At 69.6% G+C, this 26,673-nt stretch carries 27 protein-coding genes; 15 read left to right on the forward strand and 12 right to left on the reverse strand.

Annotated elements, in window-relative coordinates; genetic code table 11:
• Positions 1 to 33: 33 nt before the first annotated feature.
• From QSK35_RS20610 to QSK35_RS20635, 6 genes are all read left to right on the forward strand, one after another.
• Positions 34 to 972: a thiamine pyrophosphate-dependent dehydrogenase E1 component subunit alpha gene (locus QSK35_RS20610; protein WP_285748562.1), complete on the forward strand. Its 939-nt coding sequence runs from the start codon at positions 34 to 36 to the stop codon at positions 970 to 972.
• Entirely contained in the window at positions 969 to 2,006 is a 1,038-nt protein-coding gene (locus tag QSK35_RS20615; RefSeq protein WP_285748564.1) for an alpha-ketoacid dehydrogenase subunit beta, read from the forward strand. Before QSK35_RS20610 ends, QSK35_RS20615 begins: the two co-directional genes overlap by 4 nt.
• A complete protein-coding gene (locus QSK35_RS20620) occupies positions 2,003 to 3,178 on the forward strand; it encodes a 2-oxo acid dehydrogenase subunit E2 (RefSeq protein WP_285748566.1) in 1,176 nt (391 codons plus the stop codon). Before QSK35_RS20615 ends, QSK35_RS20620 begins: the two co-directional genes overlap by 4 nt.
• Positions 3,162 to 4,721, forward strand: coding sequence for a hypothetical protein (locus QSK35_RS20625; RefSeq protein WP_285748568.1), 1,560 nt, complete (start codon positions 3,162 to 3,164; stop codon positions 4,719 to 4,721). The genes QSK35_RS20620 and QSK35_RS20625 overlap by 17 nt, the downstream gene beginning before the upstream one ends.
• Positions 4,715 to 5,503, forward strand: coding sequence for a thioesterase II family protein (locus QSK35_RS20630; protein WP_285748570.1), 789 nt, complete (start codon positions 4,715 to 4,717; stop codon positions 5,501 to 5,503). Before QSK35_RS20625 ends, QSK35_RS20630 begins: the two co-directional genes overlap by 7 nt.
• A gap of 173 nt (positions 5,504 to 5,676) precedes the next feature.
• The gene (locus QSK35_RS20635; RefSeq protein ID WP_285748572.1) at positions 5,677 to 6,504 is read left to right on the forward strand and encodes an AfsR/SARP family transcriptional regulator; all 828 of its coding nucleotides are present in this window, start codon (positions 5,677 to 5,679) and stop codon (positions 6,502 to 6,504) included.
• A gap of 36 nt (positions 6,505 to 6,540) precedes the next feature.
• Here QSK35_RS20635 and QSK35_RS20640 read toward each other — a convergent pair whose 3' ends face one another.
• Positions 6,541 to 7,371, reverse strand: coding sequence for a class I SAM-dependent methyltransferase (locus QSK35_RS20640; RefSeq protein WP_285748574.1), 831 nt, complete (start codon positions 7,369 to 7,371; stop codon positions 6,541 to 6,543).
• A gap of 186 nt (positions 7,372 to 7,557) precedes the next feature.
• Here QSK35_RS20640 and QSK35_RS20645 point away from each other — a divergent pair, with 186 nt between their 5' ends.
• Positions 7,558 to 9,156 (forward strand): PQQ-dependent sugar dehydrogenase, encoded by a 1,599-nt coding sequence (locus QSK35_RS20645; RefSeq protein ID WP_285748577.1) that lies wholly within the window; start codon positions 7,558 to 7,560, stop codon positions 9,154 to 9,156.
• Here the strand turns inward: QSK35_RS20645 and QSK35_RS20650 are convergent.
• The 3 genes from QSK35_RS20650 to QSK35_RS20660 are packed head-to-tail and all read right to left on the reverse strand — an operon-like array spanning position 9,107 to position 10,112.
• On the reverse strand, positions 9,107 to 9,565 hold the full coding sequence (locus QSK35_RS20650) for a hypothetical protein (protein WP_285748579.1): 459 nt from the start codon (positions 9,563 to 9,565) through the stop codon (positions 9,107 to 9,109). The two genes, QSK35_RS20645 and QSK35_RS20650, sit on opposite strands and share 50 nt — an antisense overlap.
• A gap of 27 nt (positions 9,566 to 9,592) precedes the next feature.
• Positions 9,593 to 9,721 (reverse strand): hypothetical protein, encoded by a 129-nt coding sequence (locus tag QSK35_RS20655; RefSeq protein WP_285748581.1) that lies wholly within the window; start codon positions 9,719 to 9,721, stop codon positions 9,593 to 9,595.
• Positions 9,711 to 10,112, reverse strand: coding sequence for a hypothetical protein (locus tag QSK35_RS20660; RefSeq protein ID WP_285748583.1), 402 nt, complete (start codon positions 10,110 to 10,112; stop codon positions 9,711 to 9,713). Before QSK35_RS20660 ends, QSK35_RS20655 begins: the two co-directional genes overlap by 11 nt.
• A gap of 227 nt (positions 10,113 to 10,339) precedes the next feature.
• Here QSK35_RS20660 and QSK35_RS20665 point away from each other — a divergent pair, with 227 nt between their 5' ends.
• Complete coding sequence (locus QSK35_RS20665) at positions 10,340 to 11,182, forward strand: SGNH/GDSL hydrolase family protein (RefSeq protein ID WP_285748585.1); 843 nt, start codon at positions 10,340 to 10,342, stop codon at positions 11,180 to 11,182.
• Positions 11,179 to 12,093 (forward strand): esterase/lipase family protein, encoded by a 915-nt coding sequence (locus QSK35_RS20670; protein ID WP_285748587.1) that lies wholly within the window; start codon positions 11,179 to 11,181, stop codon positions 12,091 to 12,093. Before QSK35_RS20665 ends, QSK35_RS20670 begins: the two co-directional genes overlap by 4 nt.
• Here the strand turns inward: QSK35_RS20670 and QSK35_RS20675 are convergent.
• Entirely contained in the window at positions 12,080 to 13,321 is a 1,242-nt protein-coding gene (locus tag QSK35_RS20675) for a PucR family transcriptional regulator (RefSeq protein ID WP_285748589.1), read from the reverse strand. The two genes, QSK35_RS20670 and QSK35_RS20675, sit on opposite strands and share 14 nt — an antisense overlap.
• A gap of 104 nt (positions 13,322 to 13,425) precedes the next feature.
• Here QSK35_RS20675 and QSK35_RS20680 point away from each other — a divergent pair, with 104 nt between their 5' ends.
• Genes QSK35_RS20680 through QSK35_RS20705 form a run of 6 tightly spaced genes read left to right on the forward strand, consistent with a single transcriptional unit; the run spans position 13,426 to position 20,787 of the window.
• Complete coding sequence (locus QSK35_RS20680) at positions 13,426 to 15,291, forward strand: AMP-dependent synthetase/ligase (protein ID WP_285748592.1); 1,866 nt, start codon at positions 13,426 to 13,428, stop codon at positions 15,289 to 15,291.
• Positions 15,275 to 15,679, forward strand: coding sequence for a YciI family protein (locus tag QSK35_RS20685; RefSeq protein ID WP_285748593.1), 405 nt, complete (start codon positions 15,275 to 15,277; stop codon positions 15,677 to 15,679). Before QSK35_RS20680 ends, QSK35_RS20685 begins: the two co-directional genes overlap by 17 nt.
• Entirely contained in the window at positions 15,676 to 16,896 is a 1,221-nt protein-coding gene (locus tag QSK35_RS20690) for an RNA polymerase sigma factor (RefSeq protein ID WP_285748595.1), read from the forward strand. The genes QSK35_RS20685 and QSK35_RS20690 overlap by 4 nt, the downstream gene beginning before the upstream one ends.
• Before the next feature lie 31 nt (positions 16,897 to 16,927).
• A complete protein-coding gene (locus QSK35_RS20695; protein WP_285748597.1) occupies positions 16,928 to 18,160 on the forward strand; it encodes a cation:proton antiporter in 1,233 nt (410 codons plus the stop codon).
• Positions 18,161 to 18,220: 60 nt separating this feature from the next.
• Positions 18,221 to 19,873, forward strand: coding sequence for a choice-of-anchor B family protein (locus tag QSK35_RS20700; RefSeq protein ID WP_285748599.1), 1,653 nt, complete (start codon positions 18,221 to 18,223; stop codon positions 19,871 to 19,873).
• 41 nt (positions 19,874 to 19,914) lie between these two features.
• On the forward strand, positions 19,915 to 20,787 hold the full coding sequence (locus QSK35_RS20705; RefSeq protein WP_285748601.1) for a DUF8832 domain-containing protein: 873 nt from the start codon (positions 19,915 to 19,917) through the stop codon (positions 20,785 to 20,787).
• A gap of 10 nt (positions 20,788 to 20,797) precedes the next feature.
• On the opposite strand, the gene QSK35_RS20710 is transcribed toward QSK35_RS20705, so the two are convergent.
• The 7 genes from QSK35_RS20710 to QSK35_RS20740 all read right to left on the reverse strand — a co-directional run bounded on the left by QSK35_RS20710 (position 20,798) and on the right by QSK35_RS20740 (position 26,607).
• Entirely contained in the window at positions 20,798 to 22,423 is a 1,626-nt protein-coding gene (locus QSK35_RS20710; RefSeq protein WP_285748603.1) for an alpha-amylase family protein, read from the reverse strand.
• Positions 22,424 to 22,595: 172 nt separating this feature from the next.
• Positions 22,596 to 23,381 carry an ANTAR domain-containing response regulator gene (locus QSK35_RS20715; protein ID WP_285748605.1) on the reverse strand — a complete coding sequence of 262 codons (786 nt, stop codon included), beginning with the start codon at positions 23,379 to 23,381 and terminating at the stop codon, positions 22,596 to 22,598.
• A gap of 508 nt (positions 23,382 to 23,889) precedes the next feature.
• A complete protein-coding gene (locus QSK35_RS20720; RefSeq protein WP_285748607.1) occupies positions 23,890 to 24,093 on the reverse strand; it encodes a cold-shock protein in 204 nt (67 codons plus the stop codon).
• Positions 24,094 to 24,501: 408 nt separating this feature from the next.
• Positions 24,502 to 25,065 (reverse strand): GNAT family N-acetyltransferase, encoded by a 564-nt coding sequence (locus QSK35_RS20725; protein ID WP_285748609.1) that lies wholly within the window; start codon positions 25,063 to 25,065, stop codon positions 24,502 to 24,504.
• On the reverse strand, positions 25,056 to 25,832 hold the full coding sequence (locus QSK35_RS20730; protein ID WP_285748611.1) for a transglutaminase-like domain-containing protein: 777 nt from the start codon (positions 25,830 to 25,832) through the stop codon (positions 25,056 to 25,058). Before QSK35_RS20730 ends, QSK35_RS20725 begins: the two co-directional genes overlap by 10 nt.
• Positions 25,833 to 25,921: 89 nt before the next feature.
• Positions 25,922 to 26,077 carry a DUF6307 family protein gene (locus QSK35_RS20735; RefSeq protein WP_285748613.1) on the reverse strand — a complete coding sequence of 52 codons (156 nt, stop codon included), beginning with the start codon at positions 26,075 to 26,077 and terminating at the stop codon, positions 25,922 to 25,924.
• Positions 26,074 to 26,607 (reverse strand): DUF5994 family protein, encoded by a 534-nt coding sequence (locus QSK35_RS20740; protein WP_285748615.1) that lies wholly within the window; start codon positions 26,605 to 26,607, stop codon positions 26,074 to 26,076. The genes QSK35_RS20735 and QSK35_RS20740 overlap by 4 nt, the downstream gene beginning before the upstream one ends.
• Positions 26,608 to 26,673 lie beyond the last annotated feature (66 nt).

Raw genomic sequence — 26,673 nt, forward strand, 5'->3', positions numbered from 1 at the left:
CGCCCGCCGCAGACACCGGGAGAGGACCAGCAAGTGACCAACGACCTGGCGACGACCATCGCGACGGTGCCGGACGGCACCGGCAGCGGTTCGCCACCGGCGGACGCCGACCTGGCGACGATGTTGCTGATCCGCCACTTCGAGCTCGCCCTGCTCGACCTGTTCGCGCGGGGCGAGCTGCACGGCACCACGCACACGTGCCTGGGACAGGAACACGTACCGGTCGCGCTGGCACCGCTGCTGGGCGAGCGCGACTACGTGTTCAGCAACCACCGCGGCCACGGCCACTACATCGCCAGGTTCGGCGACCCCGCCGGCCTGCTCGCCGAGATCATGGGCCGGGAGGGTGCCGTCTGCAACGGTGTCGGGGGTAGCCAGCACATCTTCCGCGACCGCTACCTGTCCACCGGCGTGCAGGGGGAGAGCCTCCCGGTCGCCGCCGGGGTCGCCCTGCACCTCAAGCGGCACGAGCCGGGAGCGCTCGCGCTCACCTACATCGGCGACGGCACCTGGGGTGAGGGCGCGGTCTACGAGGCGCTCAACATGGCGGCGCTGTGGCGGCTGCCGCTCCTCGTCGTCGTCGAGCACAACGGCATCGCCCAGTCGACGGCCACCGACGCGAACATGGCGGGCACCATCGGCGCCCGCGCCGCCGCGTTCGGCATCGCCCACATGCGCGTCGAGAGCATCAGCCCCGCCGAGATCCGGACCGTGGCGGGGCCGCTCGTCGACAAGGTGCGGCACGGCGCTCCGCTGGTGCTGGAGTTCGTCACGAACCGGCTCGGGCCGCACAGCAAGGGCGACGACACCCGGACGGACGCGGAACTGCGCCGGGTGCGCGCGGCCGACTGGCACGCGGTGTACCGGGAGGCGCCGGGGTTCGCGGAGGCCGACTCTCTCGCAGCGGCCCAGGTCGCCCAGTTGGTGGACGAGGTGTCCGCGCGGCAGCCGGCGGTTTGGAGCACAGCGTGAACGGGCGGCCGGTGCGGGTGGTGGAAAACCTCAACCACGCGCTGCACGAGAGCATGCTGGCCGACTCCCGGCTGTACGTGCTCGGCGAGGACATCGCCGACCCGTACGGCGGCGCGTTCAAGGCGACGCGCGGGCTGTCGCAGGCCAACCCGGACCGGGTGATCACCACACCGATCAGCGAGAACGGCATCGTCGGCGTGGCCGCCGGGCTGGCCATGGCCGGGGACGCGGCGATCGTCGAGATCATGTTCGGCGACTTCGCCGGCCTCGCGTTCGACCAGCTGCTCAACTTCGCCAGCAAGTCCGTGTCCATGTACGGGCGGCCGCACCCCATGCGCCTGGTGGTGCGCTGCCCGTCCGGCGGCAGCCGCGGCTACGGTCCGACGCACAGCCAGACCCTGCTGAAGCACTTCATCGGGATTCCCGGACTGTCGCTGTTCGAGATGTCACCGTTCCACGACAACCGGGCGGTGCTGGCGCACATGCTCGGGCTCGGCGAACCGTGCGTGTTCATCGAGGACAAGGTGCTCTACACGCGCCGGATGGCCGGGGACGGCCAGGTGGACGACCTGTTCGACTACGGCTTCCTCGGCGCGGGCGACACCGCCCCGGCGCACGTGTACACCGAGGCCCATGGTGACGTGGACTGCCTGATCATCGCGCCGGGCGGCATGGCGGAACGCGCCCTGGCCGCCATGCGGGATCTGTTGCTGCGCCACGAGATCAGCTGCCGGCTCGTGGTCCCCTCCCGGCTGTACCCGGTGGAGACCGATGCGCTGCTGGACGCGGCACGGCACGCCGCGCACGTCTGCGTCGTCGAGGAGAGCACGGCGGGCGGGACCTGGGGCGCGGAGGTCGCGCACGTCCTGCACGAGCGGCTGTGGGGGCGGCTGCGCCGGCCCGTCCGGCTGGTCCACTCGGCCGACAGCGTCATCCCGACGGCCGTCCACTTGGAACGAGAGATTCTGGTCCAGGCCGACACGATCGTCGAGGCCGTGCTCGCGGACCTGCGTGGCGAAGGGAGCCCGGTGTGATCGACATCGAGGTGCCGAAGCTCAACAACAACGACACCACCTACGTGCTCGTCGAGTGGCTCGCGGAGGACGGGCAGCGGCTGGAGGAGGGCGATCCGGTGGCCGTGGTCGAGACGTCGAAGGCCGCCGAGGAGCTGTGCTGCGAGCACGGTGGTGTCCTGCAGCGGCTCGTCACCGCGACGCCGGCCGACTGCGGTCAGGGCGACGTCATCGCCCACCTCTTCGCGTCCGAGACGGAGCGGCAGGAGTTCCTGGCGAACCAGAGCAGCACCAAGCCGTCTACAGTGGACATTCCCGTCGGCTTGCCCACACTCACCGAACCCGCGCGGCTCCTCGCCGAACAGCACGGCGTGGAGCCGGCCGCCCTGGCGCGGCTCGGACTCCGGGTCGTCCGCGAGGCCGACGTGCGCCGGCTGCTGAGCGAGGCGTCCAAGATCGAGGCATCCAGTGGTGGCGAGGCGAAAACGCACACCCCGAACCGGGCACAGCGCGCGGTCGCCGCGGCGGTTTCCCAGTCCCACCAGGAGATTCCGGCCGCCTTCACCGCCGCCGTCGTCACCGTCGACTCCGCGCTGGCCACCGCCAGGGAGCTGTCGGAGCGGACCGGAGCGCTCATCGGGCTCCCCGAGCTGCTCGTGGCCGTCCTCGGCCGCCTGCACGAGCGGTTCCCACTCTGCTACGGCACTCCCACCGCCGAAGGCACGCTGTTGCTGCCCGAGGCGGCGCACGTCGCCATCACCGTCGACGTCGGACGCGGGCTCTTCGCGCCGGTGGTGAAACGGGCGGGCGAGCAGCCGCTCGACGAGATCTCCGGCCTGCTGATGGACTACCGCATCAAGGCCATGCGGGAGGCCTTCCAGACCGAGGACCTCAACGGTGCCAACATCCTGCTGTCGCTGAACAACGACGACGACATCCTGTTCGCCCAGCCGATCGTGTTCCCGGGCCAGACGTGCGCGGTGGCGCTGGGCGGCACCCGCCGGGAGGCGGTGTTCGCCGACGACGGCTCCGTCACCTCGCGATCGGTGGCCGTCGTCGGGCTCGCCTACGACCATCGGTTCGTCAACGGCAGCACCGCGGTGGAGTTCCTCAAGGCGATCAAGGTGGCGCTCGAGTCGCCCGCAACGTTCGTGCGGGGTGCGGAGGTGGGTGCCGATGCCGGCGACCGCTGAGCGGGACGCCCTGGCCGACGCGGCCGCCGCCGTGCGGACCCGCCGCCGGGGCTTGTCCGGGGCCCCGGCCGACTTGACCGTGGGGCTGCTGGCCTCCTACACGATCGATCCGATCGAGCCGTACCTGCACGTGGCGCTGGTGGACGCCGGCCTGGTCCCCGAGATCGTCGTCGGGCCGTTCAACCAGATCCTGCCCGAGTGCCTCGACGACCGCGGGCGGATGGCCCGGCTCGCTCCCGACGTGCTCGTGGTCGCTCCGCGCTGGGAGGAGATGCCGGACGGCGAGGAGGAGGGCGAACTCCTGCGGCTCGCGGACGCGGCGCTGCGGGCCACGGATCGGTGGGAGACGTGCCTGGTGTTCGTGCTGCCGGCCCTGCCGCAGCACGAGGCCGGGGTGGCCGACGCCGGGCACACCGACGGGATCACCGCGGCCGCCACGGCGGCCAGGCAGCGACTGCGGGATCGGCTCGCGGGCCGTCCTCACGTGCTGGTGGCCGATGCGGAGGAGGCGGTGCGCGACGTCGGCGCCATGCGTGCCCACCACCCGGCGCTCTTCGCGTTCGCGCGCATCCCCTACACCGAGGAGGTGTTCTGGCGGCTCGGGCTGGGCGTGGCCCGGCTCGTGGGCGTTCGCTTCGGCGGCGTTCCCCGCGCTGTGGTGCTCGGCGGCGACGTCCTGACGCAGCCGTCCGCGGAGGTGCTCCGCGACCCGTTGCTCCGGCTCGGCGAGGCCGGAGCGCGTCTTGCCGTCGCCGTGCCGGACGACGAGGACGCGTTCCTGGAAGCGCTGACGGGCGAGTGGGCTCCGCTGGCGCCGCGCCTGGGCGTCGGGCCGTTACCCGAGGTGGGCACGCGACTCGGACCGAGCCTGCTGCTGACCGCGGACGCCGGGCTGGCGGACGCGGCCGGCGCGATCGACGGGGTGCGGCCGGTGCTTCTCGGTCCGGCGCCCGAGACCTGGCCCGCGCAGCTGCGGGAGGCCGGTGTCTTCGACCGGCCCCTGCCCCGGCGGCCCGCACCGGACGGCGTGGCCCAGCCCGTGTCGCCGGTGGAGTCCGGGCAGACGTTGTCGCTGGAGGACTTCGTGGCCGGCCTGGACGTCTCGGTCACGTTCGACGAGCCGGGCGCGGTGTCGGAGAAGATGACCGAGTTGCTCGCGCGGGCCAAGGACTTCGTCCTCGGCCCGGTGCCCGAGGACTTCGCCGCCCGCGACGACCGGCTGCTGCTCACCGCCGGAGTGCGCGACCGGTTCGGCGACTACGGCATGGGTGCGGTGGCAGCGTTGACGTTCACCTCCGGCGTCTGCGGAGTCGAGGTGTTCTCGGTGTCCTGCCCGGTGATGGGCCGCGGTGTCGAGCCGCTCGTGCTGCAGCGGATCGTGGAGATCGCGGGACGCCGCGGCTGCGGTGTCGTCGAGCTCGTTCTGAACCCCACCGGGCGCAACGACGTGGCACTCGAGTTCGCCGCCGAGGCCCAGGGCCGCACGTGGAGCGACGGCGACGGCCGGGCGATCGCGGTCCGCGCGGTGGAACGCCGATGGTGAGCCGCAGCCGGCTCACCCCGTTGTTGTGGCGCTTCGGCGACGCCGCCGACGCCGGGGGAGTGACGTTCGTGCTCGCCCCGTTCGCCGGCGGCAGCGCGTACTCGCTCGCCACCCTGCCGCCCCGGCTGCTGCGGCCGGGCGATACCGCGCTGGTGGTCCAGTACCCCGGCCGCGGGCCCCGCATCACCGAGCCGCACGCCTCCGGTCTGGCCGAGCTGGCGGAGGAGGCCGCCCGCGACATCGTCCGGCACGCCGACGGCCCGCTGGTGCTGGCCGGGCACAGCATGGGCGGAGTTCTGTGTTACGAGCTCGCCTCGCTGCTGACGGCCATGGGCCGGCCGCCGGCGTGGGTGGTCGTCTCGGCCGCTCGCGCCCCGGACCGCACCCGGCTCGACCCCGAGCGGGTGCTGTCGATGGGCCGCGAGGACTGGCTCGCCGAGATCGCCGCGGGCGCGCTGGTACCGCCCGCCGACGTGAGTGAAGTCGCCGACCTGCTGATTCCGGTCATGCGAGCCGACTACCTGATGCTCGCCCGGTACCGGCCCGTGCACGGCCCGCTCGCGGTGCCGCTGCTCGCGCTCGGCGGGGCGGCCGATCCGTGGGTGACCGACGATCATCTCGCGGCGTGGGAGCCCTGGACTGCCGGAGACTTCGAGCGCCGGACGTTGCCCGGCGGCCACTTCTACTACCGCGACCGGCTCGCCGAGTTCTGCGCGGCGATCCGGGGCGGGCCCCTGGCCGCGGCGGACCGTTTCGGCATGCGGCTCGACCTGCGCAATTAACTGCGCGTCGAAACTCCCGGCTGTTGCGCAACGTCAAATCGGTGAAATGACCGATGCATTCTCCGACAGAAGTTGAACCGGACATTATCCTGATGCATTCATCACCGATGAAAGTAACTGTATGCCTGTATGTATAGTGAAAACCAGGCTCATGGACACAAGGGGGACTGGATATGAGTGTCGTTCAAGTTGTGACGCCCTATGAAACAGGCATTGTTCCAGACAATTATGTCCGTATTCTTGGCCAGGTGGAAATAGTCGCCGACGGGATACCAGTTCCGCTCGTGCGGCGCAAGCAGCGGCTTCTGCTGGCACTGCTCGCCTTGGGGGCGAACCGGCCCGTTTCCTTCTCGCGCATCGTCAGCGTTCTGTGGCCAACGGACGCACCCGTTGCCGTGCGTAATCAGGTTCATGTCCACATTTACGCCCTGCGCCGAGCGCTGACTGCGATTACCGCTGGGGGGAAATGTCTGGAGACCAGGCACGACGCATATGTGCTGAACGCTCCGCCCGTCGAAGTGGACCTGCAGCGCTTCGAACAGGCCGTCGCCGACAGTGAACGCGCATTAGCCGCCGGCCATCTCGTCGAAGCTCACCGAAAGCTGTGTGCCGCGCTCGATCTCTGGCACGGGACACCACTCGACGGCCTGGACGGCGTGTTCGCCCAGTCGGAATCGGCCCGGCTGCAAGAACGCAGGCAGATGGTCTTCGAACGGCGACTGGATCTCGACCTGGCCGTGGGCAACCACGCCGACGCACTGGCCGAACTGGCCGGGCTCGTGGCCGCCAACCCGCTGCACGAGGGCTTCCAGCGCCGCCTCGTGCTCGCGTTGTACTGCTGTGAGCGCACCGGGCAGGCGTTGTCGGCCTGCCGGGCGGCGCGCCGCCTGCTCGTCGACGAGCTCGGCATCGACGCCGGCGAACGGCTCAACTCGCTGGAAATGGCCATCCTGCACGGGGTGCGGGCCGAACAGCTGGTGGCCGAGGCCGTGGGCTGGTGACAGCCCGCACATCCGGCGCGGCCTCGGCCACCCGGATCACTCCGGCTTGCGTGCGGAGCACGTCCAGGTCAGGGGGACCGGGTCGCCGGGGAGGCGCCAGAAACCCTCGTCGTTCTCGTCGCGGACCATGGAGCTGAGGCGCTGCCGGCAGTCGATCGGCACCTCGGTGAACGCCTCGATCCGCAGTCCCGCCTCGATCAGCGCGGTGAAGACGGTGGAGATGCTCCACGGCCAGCTGTACTGCTTGTACGCGTCGATCTCCTTCGCGTCCGCGTACTTGTCCCCGTAGGTCAGGTTGACCTCGTTCTCCTGCGGGCCGCTCTTGTACAGCTCCGACCGGAGGCGCAGCTCCCCGTCGACCTCGTGCAGCGCACCGAGGATCGGGTGGATCTCCACGATGTGGAAGACACCGCCGGGCTTGAGGAAGTGCGCGATGACCTGGGCCCACTTGCGGTGGTCCGGCAGGAGGTTCAGCACCCCGTAGTCGGTGTAGACGATGTCGAAGGACCCCTCCAGCACCTTCGGCAGGTCGTAGATGTTGGCGTAGACGAAGTTGATGTCCACGTTCAGGCCCTTGGCCAGGTCACGGCCGATCTCCAGGGCCCGCTCGGCGAAGTCCACCGCCGTGACGTTGGCGCCCTTGCGGGCCCAGGAGATGGCGTTCAGCCCGATGTGGCACTGCAGGTGCAGGAAGTCCTTGCCGGCCACGTCACCCACCACGGCCTGCTCCAGCGAACGCAGGCTGCTCTTGCCGGCCCGGAACGTGTCGAGGTCGTAGTAGCTCGAGTCGATGTGTGCCAGGGCTCGCCGGTTCCAGCCCTCCTGGTTGCTCTGCATGCGTTTCTGGTCGTCGATGGCGGTGTCCAAGGGAGGCCTCTCTTCGATGTGACGGCCGGAGTCGGGGCCGCGTCCTCCCGCCGATCGTCTCCGCGGCCGCTGACTCGGTGCTGAAGTGCGACGAGCCGCGCGCTGGAGCCCGCCTGCTTACCGCGTCTCGTAACGCTGCGCGAACTGTTGGTGGTCTTGGTTCGCGCGGTCCGATTTGCTGGCCGGGTGCTGCGAGTCTTGATGGTCGTCCTGTTGCTGGCCGGAGTTCCGCACGTGGCGCGGGCCGACACCGCGGCGCCGGGCAACCTGCGGGTCCTGGAGGTCACGCGCACGACGGCGACGCTCGCCTGGGACGCCGCGCCAGGGGACGTGTTCTCGTACGAGATCAGCCTGCCGGACCGGGTGTGGCGCATCGTGCCCGGCACCCGGACCACCAAGGTGATCGACAACCTGACGCCCGGCCGCGCGTACCGCTGGAAGGTCGCGGCGCGCGACCAGGACATGCGCCTGTCGCCGCCCAGCAACGAAGTCGTGGTGACGCCACCGGCCTATCCCGCGGACACCACGCCGCCGGGCGCGCCCGGTGCGCCGGAGGTCACCGCCACCACCGCGAACACGGCGACCCTGAGGTGGACCGCGGCGACGGACGACGTCGGGGTGCAGTTCTACGAGATCTACGACGGCGAGGAGCTCGTCGGTTCCGCGTCCGGGCTGAGCGGAACGGTGCAGGGCCTGCGTGCGGGCGCCCAGCACAGCTTCAGCGTGCTGGCCGTCGACCTGGCGTGGAACTGGGGACCGCGCGGGCCGTCGACCGGGGCGCGCACGCGTCCGGGCACCGACCGGCCGGTCGGCGCGGCACACGTCGTCGCCCGCAGCGACGACATCCCGTGGGGGCTGGTCTTCCTGCCCGACGGCTCGGCGCTGTTCGCCGAGCGGGACACGTTCCGGATCCACCGGGTCACGCGCGCCGGCACGAAGACCCTCGTCGGCACCGTGCCGGAAGTGGATGGTCTGCGGGGCGAGGACGGCGTGCTGGGCCTCGAGTATCGCGACGGCTGGCTCTACGTGTTCCACACCAGGGCGTCGGACAGCGCCATCGTGCGGTTCCGCTACCGCGGCGGGCTGGATGTCGCCAGCAGGCAGATCGTGCTCGCCGGGATTCCGCGCGGTGTCAACCACAACGGCGGGCGGCTGCGCTTCGGGCCCGACGGCAAGCTCTACGCCACGACGGGGGAGAACCAGCGGGGTGAGCTCGCGCAGGACCTGAAGTCGTTGGCGGGCAAGGTGCTGCGGATGAACCCGGACGGGAGTGTGCCGTCCGACAACCCGTTCCCGGGCAGCTTCGTGTTCAGCTACGGGCACCGGAATCCGCAGGGCCTCGCGTTCGACTCTCGCGGACGCCTGTGGGTGGCGGAGTTCGGGCACTACGAGCTGGACGAGGTGAACCTGGTCCGGCCCGGCGGCAACTACGGGTGGCCGTACTGCGAAGGGCCGTGCGGGCGTTTCGCCGACCCGGTGTGGACCTTCCGCACGTTCGACGCGTCACCGAGCGGGCTCACCATCGTCGACGACGTGCTCTACGCGGCCACCACCAAGGGGAACCGGCTGTGCCGGATCCCCATCGGTGGTCAGCCTCAGCAGTACTTCGTCGGGCACTACGGCAGGATCCGCACCGTCGAGGCGACCCCGTCCGGGAACCTCTGGCTGACCAGCTCGAACCAGGACGGGATCCACCAGCCGGGTGGCGACGACAACGTCGTCGTGGAGGTGCGGCTCACTCGCTCTGGTGCGGCTGCCGACGCCGTCCATACAGGTGCCAGTTGACCGCGGGGTCCTTCGCGAGCACCAGTTCGATGACGTTCCAGAACTCGGCCAGCCACGGGTGTTTCTTGGCTTCCTCGACCGACAACAGGTGTCCGTGCATCGCGGTGGCCGACCCGTCCAGACACGGCTGCCAGTAGTTCGCGTCCGGCTCGGAGCTGCCGCCCACCGGACCGACTCGGCAGCCGAACGTCACGTGGTCCGCGACCGTGTCCTTGCCCCAGGTGCCGAGGATGACGTCGATGTACGTTTCCGGTCCCTTGCCGCGGTGGTGGTAGTTGTTGGCGTAGTACACGCCGACCAGGCGGTCGTCGCGCTCCACGCAGGCCCAGACGCGTTCGAACGGTCTGCCGCAGCACGCGCAGTCGTACAGTCTGCTCTGGCGTTCAGAAAGGTCCATCGACAGAGGCATGATCGGACCGTACCGCTGAGATCAACATCAGCTCAACGCGGCGGCACCAGCTCGGTTGTCTGAAACCCCAAGGTCGGCGGCGATGTCGTCATCGAGGCCGAGCGCGGCGATCAGGTCCGTGTCGAGCTTGTCGCCGAACGCGAGGTCAACGTTCACGCGCAGGGGTGATCCCCTGCGAACCGAGCACAAGCATGAGATTCGTCGTGCCCGCCTGCTTGACCGCCTCGGCCGTGCCCGGTTCACTCACCCGGCCGATGCGGACGCCTGCCTCGGCACCGACCTTGGCGGTGACGGCACCGGATTTGATGTCAACCCGCACGTTGGAGATCGCGACCTTCACTTTGTCCTTGGTCAGCTGGATACCGCCCACGAGGGCCACATGCCCACTGGTGACCTTGCGGGTGTGGGAAGTCTTGCTGTCCTTGCCCACCTTCAGTTCGATGCCGCCATCGGGATGGTTGCCCGCGCCACCGATGCCAACCGCCACAACTTGTTTGGCCTCGAGGTCGAGTGCCGCGTTGAGGTCCCGCCAGCAGGGCGACAGCAAGACCCGCTGCCGCCGTGGTCACGATCGGCTTTCCCTGAACGCGGCAGAGATCATCACGTTCGAGTGGTCACACGCTGTACGCCAACCGCACAGCTCCGGCCTGGTTGTGACGGTTCACAAGGGATGATCGTCGAGTCTGGGCGGATTCCCACCGCTTTTCCCAGCTCAGTGCCACACCATGGTTTCCGCGTCGCGTGGAAGTAACAACAATGGTGTTGGAGGATCGGATGCGGTTTGTTGCTCGGATCAGGGCCGGGCTGGCGGCGGTGGCCGTGGGCACGATGGTGGCGGCAACGCCCGCGGTAGCCCAGGAACCGCTGGAGTACGTCGCTTTGGGAGATTCCGCGGCAGCCGGTCCGTTGGTGCCGAACCAGGATCCGAACCTGTTGTGCCTGCGCTCGGATCACGACTACCCGGCGGTCGCGGCGGCCCGGCTGGGAGCGCGGTTGACCGACGTGTCGTGTTCGGGAGCGACGACGGCCGACTTCGCCGGTCGCCGGTTCGGGATTCTGCCACCGCAGTTCGACGCGCTGACGAGCACGACGGACCTGGTGTCGGTCACGGTGGGGGCCAACGACGCCGGCCTGTTCCAGGAAGCACTCGGCTGCATCAACTTCCTGCCGGAACCCGTGGGGTTGTCGTGCCGGGATCGGTTGACCGCGGGCGGCGTCGACTCGCTGGCGCGTGCGGTGGACGAGTGGGCGCCGCGGTTCGGTGCCGCGCTGGCGGAGATCCGCCGGCGGGCTCCGCACGCGACGATCGTGGTGACCGGGTACGGCACATATGTGCGGCCCGGCGGTTGTCACCCGGTGCAGCCGGTGTGGGCGCGGGACGCGGACTACCTGCAGGGCGTGATGAACCGGATCAGTGCGGCGGCCCGGGACCAGGCTCGGTTGCACGGCGGGCGTTTCGTGGATCTCGCGGCGCTCACCGTGGGACACGACATCTGTGCGGCGCCCGAGGATCGCTACTTGGAGGGGTTGATCCCGGTACACGCGGCGGCGCCGTTGCACCCGAACGCGCAGGGCATGGAGGTCTTCGGTGCCGCGGTCGCGGCGGTGGCCCGATGAGTCGCGTGTGGACGGTGCTGCTGGGTGCGGTCGCGGTGGCACTGCTCTGCACCAGTGGTGTGGCCGTGGCGGCTCAGTCGCCGGTGGTCTACAACTCGGCCGCGGCCGTGGCGGCGTCGCTGGCTCGTCCCGGTGGTGCGCCGCCGGGTGCGAACGACTGGTCGTGTCGCAGCGAGTCCCGGCCCCGGCCGGTGATCCTGCTGCACGGCACGCACGCCAACATGCTGCTGAACTGGAACACGCTTTCCCCGTTGCTGAAGAACAACGGGTACTGCGTCTTCGCGCTCAACTACGGTGGCCTGCGGTACGGGCAGGTCGGCGGGACCGGGGACATCCCGGCGTCGGGTGTGGAGCTGGCGGCGTTCGTCGACCGGGTGCTCGCGGCGACCGGCGCGCGGCAGGTCGACCTCGTCGGTCACTCGCTGGGCGGCACGCTGGCGCAGTACTACGTCAAGCTTCTCGGTGGGGCACCGAAGGTGGGCACGGTGGTGGGGCTGGGACCGACCAGCCACGGGTCGTCGGCACTCGGGCTGGAGGCGGGAATCCGGACGCTGCTGACCATTTTTCCCGCCGTCGAGCAGTGGGTCAGTACGCAGGATCCCGCGGCGTTGCAGCAGTTGCGCGGCTCGGAGTTCCTGGCGTCGCTGAACGCGAGCCCCGACACCGTGCCGGAGGTGTCGTACACGACGATCACGACCCGCTTCGACCAGGTCGTCACCCCGTACCGGTCGCAGTTCCTGGAAGGCGGCCGCAACATCGTCGTTCAGGACCTGTGCGCCAACGACCTCACCGAGCACCTGGCGCTCGCCTTCGACCACGTCGCACTGCGCGAGGTGCTCAACGCGCTCGATCCCGGCAACGCACGCGCACCGGACTGTGCGATCCCGGTCCTTCCGGTCATCGGCGGTTGACCGCACTCGCGGTGTGAGCGGCCAGAGCGGCGCCGAGCAGTGCGGCGTCGCCCACCCTCGTCGGGTCGAGGCCGGTGAGGTCGGTGATCCGGCGCAGCCGGTAGTCGACGGTGTTGGGATGCACGTGCAGGCTGCCGGCGGTGGGCCGGCGGCCGCTGTGCCGCAGGAACACTCGCAGCGTCTCCAGCAGTTCTTCGTTGCCCGCCAACGGGTCCAGCAGGGTGGCGAGGTGACCGAGGGCGTTGCTGGGGCGCGAGAGCTGGTACTCGAGCAGGAGATCCCGCAGCACGTAGAGCTTGGGCGGCTTGCCGAACCTCAGCGCCACCTCGAGCACCTCCTGCGCCGACGTCGCGGCCGCGGCCACCCCGGCCGGCACGGCCACCTCGGCCGCGGCCGTGATCGTGGTGCCCGCGGCGCGGGCGACGTCGGCGACGATCCGGTTCAGGCGCGCCCAGTCGTGGTCGTTCGGCTCGCCGGAGTGCGGCAGGAGCGCGAGGCCACCGTCGGGCGTGAGCGAGGACAGGACCGGGCCGCGGACGTGCCGTTCCAGTTCCGCGCGCAGCCGCCGGAGCTTGCGCCGCCCGGCGATCACCGGATCGGTGCCGGGCGAGGTCTCGTCGGGGTGAACGCCGACCGAGAGCGCGAGCACGACGTAGTACGGCGGCAGCCGCAGTCCGGTCCGGGTCGCCGCGGCCTCGACGGCGGTGCCGCCGTCGAGCAGCGCGGCCAGCAGGGTGTGCCGCGCGGAGTGCTCGTCGTCGAACATGGTCTGGCGTTCGTCGAGGTAGCCGGCGCAGACGGCGGGGGTGACCAGTTCCAGGTAGCGCAGGACCAAAGCGTTCACCGCCATGACGCCGTCGACCTCCTCGGGCCGCACGTGCGGCGTCAGCGAGTTCCACACGACCTGGATGCCGATGTGGTAGGCGGTGAGCACGACGTCGATGGGGATGCCTTCCTCGGCGCGACGTGCGGCCGACTCCCGCAGGAAGTCCAGCTCCTCCTTCGTGGGCAGCGTCCGGGTGCGCAGCACGGTGATGAACGAGCGCAGGGTCTGCTCGATCACCGTGGTGATGTCGCCGGACAGTTCCTCGGCGGGCAGCACGCGGTAGGCGGGGATTCGCTTCGTGACCTCGGCCAGCACGAGCTTGGTGATCGCAGGCAGGTCCGCGGTCAGCCGTTCGGCCAGCGGACCGCCGCCGACGATGAGCGAACTTTTGTCATTCTTCACAACGACCGCCGGTGATTTCTGGGATTTGTCCCACCATGCCTCCCGTTGTTAGTGATTCATCATGACATTCCCTTGTGGAGAGTCGGTAGTCAAAGGAGACCCGCATGCGTGAGTCCGCCACCGCGCCCGCCGTCCGCGTACCGGACCACGGCGGTCTGGCCGACCTGGTCTACGCGAACGCGGCCGAGGCGCCCCACAGCGTCGCGTTCCGCCGCAAGGCCGGCAGCTCGTGGACCGAGGTGACCGCGTCGGAGTTCCGCGACCAGGTCGAGCACGTCGCGCGCGGCCTGATCGCGTTCGGCGTCCGGGCCGGTGACCGGGTGGGGCTGCTGTGTTCGACCCGGTACGAGTGGACGCTGCTGGACTTCGCGATCTGGGCGGCGGGCGCCGTGCCGGTACCGATCTACGCCACGTCCTCACGCGAACAGATCGAGTGGATCCTCGCCGACTCGGGCGCCACGGCGGTCGTCGTGGAGACCTTCGAGCACGAGCGCGAAGTCGCCACGGCCATGGTGAACCTGCCGCGGTTGCGCTCGATCTGGTGCATCGACGGCGGCGCCGTCGACGAGCTCGCCGAGGCGGGAGAAAGCATCGAGCCGGGCCAGGTCGAGCAACGCCGCCGCAGCGTCGCTCCCGGCGACATCGCCACGATCATCTACACGTCCGGAACCACCGGCCGTCCCAAGGGATGCGTGCTCACCCACGCGAACCTATTCGCGGAGTCGGGCAACGCCATCGCCGTGCTGCGGCCGTTGTTCACCGGCGGCGGAGACGGTGACGCTTCGACGCTGCTCTTCCTCCCGCTGGCGCACGTGTTCGGGCGCATGGTGCAGATCGGCGCCGTCCAGGCGCGTGCCGCACTCGGGCACACCGCCGACGTCAAGAACGTCGTCGCCGACCTGGCCGCCTTCCGTCCGACGTTCGTCCTGTCCGTGCCCTACGTGTTCGACAAGATCTACAACACCGCCCGGCAACAAGCCCATGGCTCCGGTAAGGGAAGGATCTTCGACGCCGCCGTCGACACCGCGATCGCCTACTCCGAAACCCCCACCCCGGGATGGCGGCTGCGCCTGGCCCACGCGCTGTACGACCGGCTCGTCTACCGCAGGCTGCGGGCCGCGCTCGGAGGCCGTTGCCACTACGCCATCTCCGGCGGCGCGGCGCTGGGGCACCGGCTCACCCACTTCTACCGCGGTGCCGGACTGACCGTGTTCGAGGGATACGGCCTGACCGAGACGACCGCGGCGGCGACGATCAACTCACTGGACGACTTCAAACCCGGCACGGTCGGCAAACCCTTGCCCGGCACGACAATCCGGACCGCCGAGGACGGCGAGATCCTCATCAAAGGCCCGGTCGTCTTCCCGGGCTACTGGTGCAACGACGCCGCCACCGCGCAGGTGTTCACCGACGGCTGGTTCGCCAGCGGCGACCTCGGCGCGCTGGACGAAGACGGATTCCTCTCGATCACCGGCCGCAAGAAGGAAATCCTCGTCACCAGCGGTGGTAAGAACGTCGCACCGGCCGTCATCGAGGACCGCATCACCGCCCACCCCCTGATCGCCCACGCCGTCGTCGTGGGCGACGGCCGCAAGTACGTCGCCGCGCTCGTCACCCTCGACCCCGACTACCTGCCGCACTGGAAAACCGTTGCCGGCAAACCGGCCGATGCCACCATCACCGACCTGATCGACGATCCGGACCTGCGCGCCGAGATCCAGCGCGCCATCGACGACGGCAACGCCGCGGTCTCCGCGGCCGAGTCCGTACGAAGGTTCCTGATCCTGCCCACGGAGTTCACGATCGACAGCGGCCACCTGACCCCGTCGCTGAAACTGCGCCGCGGCGAGATCACCAGGGACTTCGCCCGTGACATCGACGCCCTCTACGCGACGGGGCCGGCCACCGTAGGCGGCGGGGCCGACAGTTTCGGGTTTGGATGTCGAGAACCGGGTGACCGCTCCGACTGATGGCGTGCACCCGCACCGGGTGCCGGCGAAGGGAGCGACGGTGAAGTACATGATCATGATGTTCGGCGGGCTCGGCGCCACGCTGGAGAACCGGACGCCCGACTGGATCACGGGCATGCAGGAGCACATGATGAAGCTCGACCAGGAGCTGCGGGACTCCGGCGAGCTCGTGGCCAGCAGCAAGCTCATCGACCCGAGCCAGGCCAGGACCGTGCGCTTCCAGAATGGCGTGCCCGTGCCGACCGACGGGCCGTTCGCGGAGATCAAGGAGTCGCTGGCCGGCTACTGGATCATCGATGCCACCGAGGAACGCGCGCTCGAGGTCGCGGCGCGGGTGGTCGAGTACACCGAGTTCCCGATGGAAGTCCGGCAGGTCATGCACCTGTGACCACGCACGACTTCGAGGACCTGCTGCGTGAGCTCGCGCCGCGGGTCCTCGCCGCGCTCGTGCACCGGTACGGGCAGTTCGACGCGTGTGAGGACGCGGTGCAGGAGGCACTGGCCGATGCCGTGCGGCAGTGGCCGGTCGACGGCGTCCCGGACCGGCCGCGGGCGTGGTTGCTGACCGCGGCGAGCCGGTCCTTGGTGGACGCGTGGCGCAGCGACAGCGCCCGGCGCCGCCGTGAAGCGATGGCCGGGGTACTCGAACCGGTGGAGGTGGCCGACCAGGACGACACCCTCGTGCTGCTCTTCCTGTGCTGCCACCCGGCTCTGTCGCCGCCTTCGCAGCTGGCGTTGACGTTGCGCGCCGTGGGCGGGCTCACCACCGCCGAGATCGCGGCGGCGTTCCTGGTGCCCGAGGCCACGATGGCCCAGCGCATCAGCCGCGCCAAGCAACGGATCCGGGGTGCGCGGTTCACCCTGCCGTCGGAGGCGGAGCGGCCGGAGCGCCTGGGCGTCGTGCTGCACGTGCTGTACCTGATGTTCAACGAGGGCTACACCACCAGCAGCGGACCGGAACTGGGCCGCGCCGACCTGACCGCCGAGGCGATCCGGTTGACCCGCGTGCTGCACCGGCTGCTGCCGGGCGAGTGCGAGGTCGCGGGACTGCTGGCGTTGATGCTGCTCACCGACGCACGTCGAGCGGCGCGAACGGACCACGCCGGAGCGATCGTGCCGCTCGCCGAGCAACGCCGGGACCTCTGGGACACCGCGATGATCGCCGAAGGTGTGGCGCTGCTGGAGCGGGTGCTCGGCAGCGGCCCGGTCGGGCCGTACCAGCTGCAGGCCGCCATCGCCGCGGTGCACGACGAGGCCGCGAAAGCGCAAGACACGGACTGGCCGCAGATCCTCGCGCTCTACGACGTGCTCGTCCAGGTCGCGCCGGGGCCCGTGGTCACCCTCAGCCGCGCGGTCGCGGTGGCGGAGGTGCACGGCCCACGAGCGGGTCTCGCCGCGCTCGGCACGCTCGACGAGGAAGACCGGATGGCGCACAGCCACCGGCTGGAAGCGGTCCGGGCACACCTGCTCGAACGAGCGGGAGACCTCACCGCGGCCGGCGAGTCCTACTCCCGCGCCGCGAGAATGACCGCCAGCCTGCCCGAACAGCGCTATCTGATGCTGCGTGCCGCCGGCTTGCGAAGTCCGGAACCGCCCCGCGCGTAACGCCTCGGTCCGCCGGCGGCACTGAATCACCATGCCCGATGTGGAGTTCGTGAACCTGTTGATCGTCGCTGCCATCGCGGTGACGGCGCCGCTGCTGCTCGGCTTCGCGCCACGGCTGCGCGTTCCGGCGGTCGTGCTGGAGATCGTCGCCGGGATCGTGGTCGGCCCGTCGGGGCTGGGCTGGGTCGAGATCGACCTGCCGGTGCAGATCGTGGCGCTGCTCGGCCTGGCGTTCCTGCTCTTCCTGGCCGGACTGGAGTTCGACCCGCGCCGCCTGCGCGGCCCCACCACCTGGCTCGCGCTGCTCGGCTACGTGATCAGCGTCGGCGTCGGGCTGGCCATCGGTCTCGGGTTCGGTGCGGCCGGGTGGGTGCGCGATCCGTTGCTGCTGGCGGTGGCGTTGTCCGCGACCTCACTGGGCCTGGTCGTCGCGGTGCTCAAGGACGCCGGACGGCTCGACGGCGCTGCCGGGCAGTCGACCATCACCGCCGCGTCGGTCGCGGACTTCGCCGCCATCGTGTTGCTGTCGCTGGTGTTCTCGACGACCGGCGGCACCGTCACCGGCCGGGTGGGGTCGCTGGCGGTGTTCGCCGGGCTCGTCGTGGTCACCGGACTCGTCATCGCGTTCGCCGGACGGTCGCGGCGGCTCGGGGACGTGCTGTCGCGGCTGCAGGACACGACCGCGGAGATCCGGGTGCGGACCGCGGTGGTGCTGCTCGTGGCGTTCGTCGCGCTGGCCGAGCAGTTCGGGCTGGAGACCATCCTGGGTGCGTTCCTGGCGGGCGTCGTGGTGAGCGTGGTCGACCGCGACACCTCCTCGCACCCGCGGTTCCGGATCAAGCTGGAAGCGATCGGCTACGGCTTCCTCATCCCGGTCTTCTTCATCACCAGCGGGATGCGGCTCGACCTGAGTGGACTGCTCGCCGAACCGGCCGCCCTCGCCCGAGTGCCGTTGTTCCTCATCGCTCTTCTGCTCGCCCGCGGCGTGCCGGCGCTCGTCTTCGCCCGCGCGCTGGGCTGGCGGGAGGTGGCCGCGGTGGGACTGCTGCAGGCGACATCGCTGCCGTTCATCGTCACGGCGACGCAGATCGGCGTGGTCCTCGGCGCGATGTCCCCGGTGACCGCCGCGGCCCTCGTCTGCGCCGGACTGCTGTCGGTGCTGTTGTTCCCGGTCAGCGCGGTAGGCCTGTTGCCCAGCCGGGACAGAGACCAGACGAACGACGGTGCACGTCGGGTAGCCACTGGACCTACCGTGGGTGACTGACGGAAACCCTGCATCCGTCCGCGTCCTGAGCGGCCGGATTTCCGTGAGGAGCCCAACTTCATGAAGACCCTGCGCCTCGGGGCGCTCGCGGTGCTGACGGCATCGGCGATCGCCCTCACGATGTCGGGCGCGTCCGCGCACGACCCGGACACGCCGGAAGGACAGGCGGCGGCCAAGGCGTTCATGGCCGACTACCGCCCCGCCGAGCGGTACGCCATCACCGGCACCGCGGCCGGTGTGCCCTGCGTCGACGGCAAGGCCGACATCTACCCCTGCAAGAACGTGGACCTGCTCAGCGTCCTGCCGCTGGCCCAGATGGGCGGCGGCAACGGCAACGACATCTGGGGCTGGACCGACCCGTCCTCCGGCAAGGAGTACGCGATCGTCGGCCGCACCAACGGCACCGCGTTCGTCGACGTCAGCACGCCCACGTCACCCCGCTATCTCGGCAACCTGCCGTCCAACGGCGGCAGCAGCACGTGGCGGGACATGAAGGTGTACAAGGATCACGCCTTCATCGTCGCCGACTTCATCAGCGGCCACGGGATGCAGGTGTTCGACCTGACCCGCCTGCGCACCATCACGACGCCGCAGACGTTCACCGCCGACGCCCTGTACAAGGAGTTCGGGCCGGCGCACAACATCGCCATCAACGAGGAGACCGGTTTCGCGTACGCGATCGGCTCCAACACGTGCAGCGGTGGCCCGCACATGGTGGACATCCGCACGCCGAAGTCGCCCAAGAAGGCGGGCTGCGTCTCGCAGGACGGCTACACGCACGACAACCAGTGCGTGGTGTACCGCGGACCGGACGCGGCCTACCGGGGCCGGGAGATCTGCTTCAACTCCAACGAGGACACGCTGACGATCGTCGACGTGACCGACAAGGCGAACCCGGTGCAGATCTCGCGCAAGGCCTACTCGGGTGCGCAGTACTCGCACCAGGGCTGGCTGACGGAGGACCAGCGCTACTTCCTGCTCGACGACGAGCTCGACGAGTCGCGCGGCACCGACAAGCGCACCAAGACCTACATCTGGGACCTGGCCTCGCTGGCCAACCCCGTGCACACCGGCGTGTACAACTCGCCGGCCACCGCGATCGACCACAACCAGTACATCAAGGGCAAGTACTCCTATCAGGCCAACTACCAGGCCGGGCTGCGCATTCTCGACGTCGGCGGCGTCGCCTCGGCGCAGCTGACCGAGGCCGGGTTCTTCGACATCTACCCGGCCGCGAACGAGGCGAAGTTCAACGGCGCCTGGAGCAACTACCCGTACTTCGCCAGCGGCATCGTGCTGGTCAACGGCATCGAGCAGGGTCTCGTGGTGGTCAGGCCGAACCTCGGCACCACCGAACCACCGCCCGCGGGCAAGAAGTTCGAGAACACCACCGACGTCCAGATTCCGGACGCGGGCGCGGCCGTCACGTCCCCGGTGGCCGTCTCCGGTGTCGCGGACAAGGCGCCGGCGGCGCTGAAGGTCAACGTCGACATCAAGCACACCTACCGCGGTGACCTGGTGATCGACCTCGTGGCGCCCGACGGTTCGACGTTCCGGTTGAAGTCCTCGGACAACGACTCCGCGGACAACGTGATCACCACCTACACGGTCGACGCCTCGGCGAAGACCGCGGCAGGCACCTGGCAGCTCAAGGTGCAGGACGTCGCCGGTGTCGACACCGGCTACATCGACGCCTGGAGCCTCCAGTTCTGAGCTGAGGGGGTGCCCCAGGGCACCCCCTCACGGGAGTGATCATGCGCAAGCCGGGTTTCATCGACTGGATCTTCGTGCTGGTGGCCGCCCTGGTCGTGGCCGGCGGCGGGTTCGTGCTGTTGCGCTCCACCCCAGCGCGGCCGCACTCGCAGCACCAGCAGGCCGCCGCCGTCGTGCCCGCGAGCCACAGCGACGGGTTGTCCGAAGTGGAGGGTGGCTACCGCTTCGAGCGCGTGGTCATGCCGACCGGCCGCGGGGTCTCGATTCCGGTGGCGTTCCGGATCCTCGGCGTGGACGGCAAACCGGTGACCCGGTTCCTGGACGACCAGACCAAGCAGCTGCACTTCTTCGTCGTCCGCGACGACATGAACGTGTTCCGGCACGTTCACCCGACGTTGGACGGCGACACCTGGCACACCTCGGTCGACCTGCCGGACGGCGGTGCCTACCGCATGTTCGCCGAGTTCATTCCCCTGGACACCAAGGATCCCCGCCACCCGGTGGTGCTCGGTGTCCCGTTCAGCCTCGCCGGCGACACCGCGCTCGTGCCCGTGCCGGCCCCGGACGCCCGCACGGTCACCGCGACCGGCTACACCGTGACCCGCGTCGACGAACCCGCCGCGCTCCCGGTGCTGAGCGAGCGTTCGATCCGGCTGGCCATCCGCATGCCGGACGGCACCCCGGTCGAGAAGCTCGAACCGCACCTGGGCGCCAACGGGCACATGACCGGGTTCCACACGATGCTGTTGTCCGCCACGCACCTGCACCCCGTGGAACCGGCGGGCGCACGTCTGACCAACGGCGAGCTGACGTTCCGTTCCGTGTTCGCCGAACGCGGCGAGTACCGGTTGTTCCTGGAGTTCTCCCACGGCGGCAGGCTGCACACGGCCGCACTCACCGTCGCGGTGGAGTGACTAGCCGGCGTCAGGACCACGGGACGTCGGCCAGGCGGATCCAGCGGTAGCCGTACCCGTTGAGTTGCAACGACAACAGGTCGACATCGTTGTCGTAGGCGCCGTCCGCCACGACGTTCTGCGGGGGTTCCTCCTCAGCAGTCTGCGGCGGCACGGACACCTGGCATGGTTCGGGGCTCAGGTTGTGCGCGAAGAGCATGACACCGCGCGGTCCGCGTGCCACGTGGACGAGGACGTGGGGCGGGCCGATGCCGAGCACCTCGTGCTCGCCGGTGGCGATCTCCTCGCACTCGCGGCGGGTGTGCAGGATGCGTTCGAACCAGGTGAGCAGGCTGTGCGGGTCGCTGCGCTGGCGGGCCACGTTGACCTCGGCACAGCCGCAAGGGCCGGTGCTGATCACCGGCATGATCAGTGAGTCCGCCCTGGAGAAGCCGGCGTTCTTCGCGTCCGACCACTGCATCGGGGTACGGATCGCCTCTCGTTCCGGCAGCGTCAGGTCCTCGCCCATGCCGATCTCGTCGCCGTAGCGCAGCACCGGGGTGCCGGGCAGGGTGAGCTGCAGGCTGTACGCGAGCTCCACCCGGCGGCGATCACCGTCGAGCATCGACACCAACCGTCTCCGGATGCCACGCCCGTACAGCCGCATTTCCGGTTCGGGACCGAACGCGGCGAACACGTCGTCGCGCTCGTCCTGCCGCAGCCTGCCGAGATCGACTTCGTCGTGGTTGCGCAGGAACGTGGCCCACTGCGCGTTCTGCGGCAGGTCCGGCAGCTCGCGCAACACCGTCGCGATGGGACCGGCGTCGCACCGCGCCAGCGCCAGCATCACCGCCTGGTTGAGCCGGAAGCTGAACAGCATCAGCGCCCGGCTCGCCCGGTTGTCGCTGTGTCCGAAGTACTCGAGCACCTCGTGGTCCTCGACGTTGGCCTCGCCGAGCACGACCGCGTCCCGCCGTTGCCAGGACGCCGTTTCCCGGATGTCGCGCAGCAGGCTGAAGTCCTGACCGGAGCGCGACGAGACCAGGAACGGTGCCGCGTCCACCCGGAACCCGGAGACCCCGAGCCGGGCCCAGAAGCTGACGATCTTGCGGATCTCCGCGCGCACCTCGGGGTGGTCTGTGTTGAGGTCCGGCTGGAAGCGGTAGAACCGATGCCGGTACCAAGCCTCCGCTCGGTCGTCGTAGGTCCATGTTTCCGTTTCCACGCCGGGAAAGACGGAGCCCTCCCGACGGTCCGCGGGCTCGGTGTCCGACCAGACGTACCAGTGCCGAAACGGTGAGTCGCGCGTGGCGCGCGCGGCCTGGAACCACGGATGCTCGTCACTGGTGTGGTTCACGACCAGGTCCATCATGACCCGCACGCCTCGCTCGTCGGCGTGGTCGAGCAACTCGGCGAAGTCACCGAGGGAGCCCAGTCTCGGGTCGACGGAGTAGTGGTCGGTGACGTCGTAGCCGCCGTCGCGGCGCGGCGACCGGTGGAACGGACTGAGCCACACCGTGTCGACGCCGAGCCGGGACAGGTAGTCCAGGCGGCTCATGAGTCCTCTCAGGTCTCCGACACCGTCACCGTCGGAGTCCTGGAACAGGCACACGTCCAGTGAGTAAATGACCCCGTTGCGATACCAGCGCTCCACCACGTCGGCAGGATTCCCGGCATTCGCCCGGCGAACCTCCTGGTGCGAGGCCTTATTCCCCGCCACGGCTCGCCGGCGACCTACGACGAGATCACCGCCTGGGGCCACCACACTGCGGCGTCAGCGGCCTGACTCCTCAATCCGGCCGCCCTCGGTCCGGGACCTCATCAGCCGGTCAGGAGAGCATGACCGAGTCGAGCAGGTTCTTGGCGACGTCGCGCAGTTTGGCGTTCTCGTGCTGCGACCGCTGCACGAGCATCGAGAAGGCTTCGTCCGGTGAGCACTTGTGCACGGCCATCAGGATGCCCTTGGCCTGATCGATGACAGCACGCGACACCAGCGCTCGCTCGAGCTGCTGGATGTGTTCACGAGAGCGCTGCCATCGTTGGGCGCTGCTGATCGTGGCGGAGGCCGCCGTGGTGAACAGGCGCATGAGGCCTTCGTCGAACGGGTCGAAAGCCTCAGCGGTGTGGCTGTAGATGTTGAGCGAACCGACGTGTTCCGCCTGGGTCCGGTCGGTGGCGGGCAGGATCACGGGTACCGACAGGTAGGCGCGAATGTTGTGTTCCGCTGCCGCGGCTTCGAACTCCGGCCACTCCTCCCGGTGCTCGCCGACGACTGCGCGGACAGGCTCCAGGGTGCGGGCGGACTGCAGGCACGGGCCGCGATCGGCGCTGTACTGCTTCTCGTCGACATCGACGAGGATGCGGTCCGTGGCGGCCGCGGTGCGCGGCCGCTGCAGTGTCACCACGGAGACGGTCACCGCGTCGGCGTCAGGGATCGCCTTCGCCGCGGTCTCTGCCAGCCGCTGCAACGCATCGTCGAGCGATTCCTCACCGGTGAGCGCTTCGCGCAACACCTCCAGCGCGTCGGCGGTGTCGTCGAGGCGCTCCAGAGCGTCGGGCCGATCACCGTTGAGCGACCGATCGGATGGTGGAAACGTTCGCGCATCGTCGGCCATGCCGCGCACTCCTTCGCCGTCGGGTGGAACCCACGGCGCCGGCTGCTCGACGCACGTTCAACGCATGATACTGCCGTTGAACCCCACGGCGCTGACCTGGTGAGGCGCAACCGGTCCGGCGGCGGGTTGCTGGAGTGCTCAACTTCCCGCGCCGGCCCCGGCCGGACCACCCGGAGGCGGGCCTACCGTGCGGACAAACGCGTGCACGGTGCTTTCCCTGTACCCGATCATTTGGCGTTCACTCGCCAAATGGAGTTTCGGCGATGACGTGGTGAAGCCGACCTGCCCAGCGACGGTGGATTGGATCTGCCGATCGAGCCGATGAGCACTGTGCTCACGTCACGCACCTCCAGGACGGCGACTGCATCTCCCGCGCCGGGGGTCTGGGGCGATCGGTACTCGTTCGTCGTGGTGACGAAACAACCCGTCACTCCGTTTCCACAGTGGACGGTGCCGGAAAGGCTCGGCGGCCGGTCGCGTGAGACCGGCCGCCGGTTTCGTCAGCCGGTCAGAGAACGCGTACGGAGACCGCTCGCGGCCCCTTGTCGCCCTCACCGATCTCGAACTCCACCGGTTGATTGTCCGGGATGCCCTGGAAGGCGTAGCCGTTCACCTCGGAGTGGTGCAGGAACAGGTCCGGCCCACCGTTCTCCGGCGCGATGAAGCCGAAACCCTTGCTGCCACTGAACCACTTGACGATGCCTCGGTTCATGCACGTGCTCCTTCCACAGGCCGGAACACGCCGAACGCCTCCGGGTAAGTCGGGGTGGTGTGCTGGTCGTGCCGCGGGACCGCGCGGCAGGAGCCCGGTGGCAGTGTCGCCAGGCCGAGCATGGACAGCAGTTCACGGCAGTCGCCCGCATCGCGAGCGTGTTCCGCCACTCTCCTGGCGGCCTGGCGTTGCTGGAGGTTTTCCGCTCGTTCCGCGGACAGTCGGGCTTCGGCGAAGTCGACGGCCGCGCGGGACCTGGAAGGGGGAGGCTGGCTGTCCGGCAACAAGCCGGTGCTCCTGTCTCCGGCCGGAGAACCACCGGACCGGACGGGATCGGGGACCGCGTCGGCCCGATGCCGTCGGCTGGACCCCAACCCGTCCCACAGTAGCCGAATACCGGAGCCGGGGTCAGCCACGACCGGGTGGGCCGAGCGACGCGGGTGCGGCCGGGTCGAGGTCCGCCATGCGAAGGCGGAACACCCGCAGTTCGAGGCCGAAGTACTTCGCCGTCTCGCCGACCCACTGCATCCCGTTGTTCCGCAAGGTGGACAAGGCGCGGGTGTTGCCGGGCCGGACGACGGCGAACACCTCGTACACGTCCTGGCTGAACGCCCACGCGGCGAGGGCATGGGTCACCTCGGTGGCGTAACCGTTGCCCCAGGTGTCACGGCGTAGCTGCCAGCCGACCTCCAGGTCCTCCCGGCCGGGCGGCAGCGGAAGCAGGAGGGCGCCGCCGATCACCTGACCGTCGGCGGTGCGCTCGATCGCCCAGCGGCCGGCCGGGGCGGCAAGCCGGGCACTCTCGGCGCTCCACTGCTGCAGCCGCAACTTCATGGCGGCCTCGTCCGGGACCTGGTCCATTTCGGGACTGAGCCAGCGAGTCACCTCGGCGTGGCCGTAGACGTCCAGTGCGGCGGGTGCGTCGTCGACGTGCCACGGACGCAACGTCAGCCGCTCCGATTTCAGCGCCATGTCGGGGCCAGGTCCTCTTCGGCCTGAACGACCATCGACTCGAGCACCGGGCCGCCGAACGTGGTGACCATCGCGACATCGGCGGCATCGCGGCCTCTGCCGATGACCACGCGTCCCTTGCGGGGCTCGTTGTTGCGCGGGTCGAAGGTCCACCAGCGGTCACCCAGCCAGACCTCCATCCACGCCGCGAAGTCCATCGGGGCACCGTCGGGCGGCACGTCCAGGTCCGGCAGGTAGCCGAAGACGTACCGGGCCGGAATGTTGAGGGCGCGGCAGAACGAGATCGCGAGATGCGTGAAGTCACGGCAGACGCCGAAACCCGCGGCGTTGACGTCGGCCGCGGTGGACAACGCGGTGGAGGTGCCGTAGCCGAAGCTCAGCGACTCGTGGACGTGCCGGCAGATCTCGCGCACCCGGCCGTAACCGGGCGGATGAGCGCCGAACCTCGACCATGCCTCGTCGCCCAGTACGTCGGACACGCAGTACCGGCTCGGCAACGTGTACAGCAGCACGTCGTCCGGAAGACCGTCGGGCAGCGTCTCCGGCACGGTGTCGTCCACGTCCTCGGTCCTGTCCGGGACGTCCACCCACGCGCTGTAGTGCACTGTGGACAGACCGGGAGGCAGCGCGACACGGGTGTTGCGGTTGCCGTACAGGTCGCGATAGTGCCGCATTGGGACGTCCGGCTTCACGTCCAGGTGCTCCTGGCTCAGCCGCACGTCCGCGCTCCACAGTGGACGCACGAGGAACACTGCCGGCGTGGGCACTTCGGCGCGGTACGTGAACGCACAACCGACGCGGAGCAGTCGGGTGCCCCACGTCAGCTGCGTCGCGCCAGTGCCGTAGTGGCGCGAGGTCAACGCACCCGCTCGGGAATGTGGTCCAGCGCGTGCAACACGTGCACCGCGAGGTCCCGTGTGGTCTTGCCGTCGAGTTCGGTGCGGCCGGTCAGCACGTCCTGCACCAGTTTGAGCCTGCGCTCATAGGCGGAGGTGTGGGTCGATGTCGTCATCCAAGTCCTTGCGTTGTTTGTTCGGGTAGGCGGGCGCTGCCGGCGCCAACCATGTCCACAATGGACCGACCGGCCTCATCGTCGTGCAGCAGAACTTCGACGGTGTCGGTGTTTTCGCGCCGGGCGGCGCGCATCATGGCGTGGTGGGCGGCGGGCGGGCTGGTGTCAGGCGGAACGAGGAGCAGTGTGAGGCGACGCCGGTCTCCCGCGACGACGTCGACGGTGTGCGGTGGCCTCGACCAGAACCCGTTGAGCCGGACCCGGACGCCATCGGCGGCGATCTGGCGTGGGGCGGTCTCCCACTCGGTCAGGTTGTAGCTCACCCGCGGGATCTCGCCCAGCCGAACTGCCAGCACCGCGAGCAGCGCGGGCAGTTCGGCGGCGAGGTCCCGGGAACGCGGCCACCAGGCACCGTCGACATACCCCGTGGTGAGCGCCTTCGGCCGCAACCGCAATCGCAGCGGATACCGAGGCTGCTCGTTGGCCGTGACGGCCGGAGGGGCCATGGAATGGTGAGGAGCCGACGTCATGCCGGGACTCCCGTCTCCGGCCCGAAAGAGGACCGGTTCAGGTTTCGCCGGGTGCGACGTGAGCTT

The organism is Lentzea sp. NBRC 105346 (assembly GCF_030269605.1).
In the GTDB taxonomy this organism is placed as follows: Bacteria; Actinomycetota; Actinomycetes; order Mycobacteriales; family Pseudonocardiaceae; genus Lentzea.

Excerpts from the sequence above, each read along its gene's own strand:
- QSK35_RS20695 (WP_285748597.1), top strand. The coding sequence starts at position 16,928 with ATGCCCGATGTGGAGTTCGTGAACCTGTTGATCGTCGCTGCCATCGCG.
- QSK35_RS20720 (WP_285748607.1), bottom strand. The coding sequence starts at position 24,093 with ATGAACCGAGGCATCGTCAAGTGGTTCAGTGGCAGCAAGGGTTTCGGC.
- QSK35_RS20735 (WP_285748613.1), bottom strand. The coding sequence starts at position 26,077 with ATGACGACATCGACCCACACCTCCGCCTATGAGCGCAGGCTCAAACTG.
- QSK35_RS20635 (WP_285748572.1), top strand. The coding sequence starts at position 5,677 with ATGAGTGTCGTTCAAGTTGTGACGCCCTATGAAACAGGCATTGTTCCA.
- QSK35_RS20725 (WP_285748609.1), bottom strand. The coding sequence starts at position 25,065 with ATGGCGCTGAAATCGGAGCGGCTGACGTTGCGTCCGTGGCACGTCGAC.
- QSK35_RS20705 (WP_285748601.1), top strand. The coding sequence starts at position 19,915 with ATGCGCAAGCCGGGTTTCATCGACTGGATCTTCGTGCTGGTGGCCGCC.
- QSK35_RS20700 (WP_285748599.1), top strand. The coding sequence starts at position 18,221 with ATGAAGACCCTGCGCCTCGGGGCGCTCGCGGTGCTGACGGCATCGGCG.
- QSK35_RS20715 (WP_285748605.1), bottom strand. The coding sequence starts at position 23,381 with ATGGCCGACGATGCGCGAACGTTTCCACCATCCGATCGGTCGCTCAAC.
- QSK35_RS20680 (WP_285748592.1), top strand. The coding sequence starts at position 13,426 with ATGCGTGAGTCCGCCACCGCGCCCGCCGTCCGCGTACCGGACCACGGC.
- QSK35_RS20665 (WP_285748585.1), top strand. The coding sequence starts at position 10,340 with ATGCGGTTTGTTGCTCGGATCAGGGCCGGGCTGGCGGCGGTGGCCGTG.
- QSK35_RS20740 (WP_285748615.1), bottom strand. The coding sequence starts at position 26,607 with ATGACGTCGGCTCCTCACCATTCCATGGCCCCTCCGGCCGTCACGGCC.
- QSK35_RS20650 (WP_285748579.1), bottom strand. The coding sequence starts at position 9,565 with ATGCCTCTGTCGATGGACCTTTCTGAACGCCAGAGCAGACTGTACGAC.
- QSK35_RS20625 (WP_285748568.1), top strand. The coding sequence starts at position 3,162 with ATGCCGGCGACCGCTGAGCGGGACGCCCTGGCCGACGCGGCCGCCGCC.
- QSK35_RS20630 (WP_285748570.1), top strand. The coding sequence starts at position 4,715 with ATGGTGAGCCGCAGCCGGCTCACCCCGTTGTTGTGGCGCTTCGGCGAC.
- QSK35_RS20670 (WP_285748587.1), top strand. The coding sequence starts at position 11,179 with ATGAGTCGCGTGTGGACGGTGCTGCTGGGTGCGGTCGCGGTGGCACTG.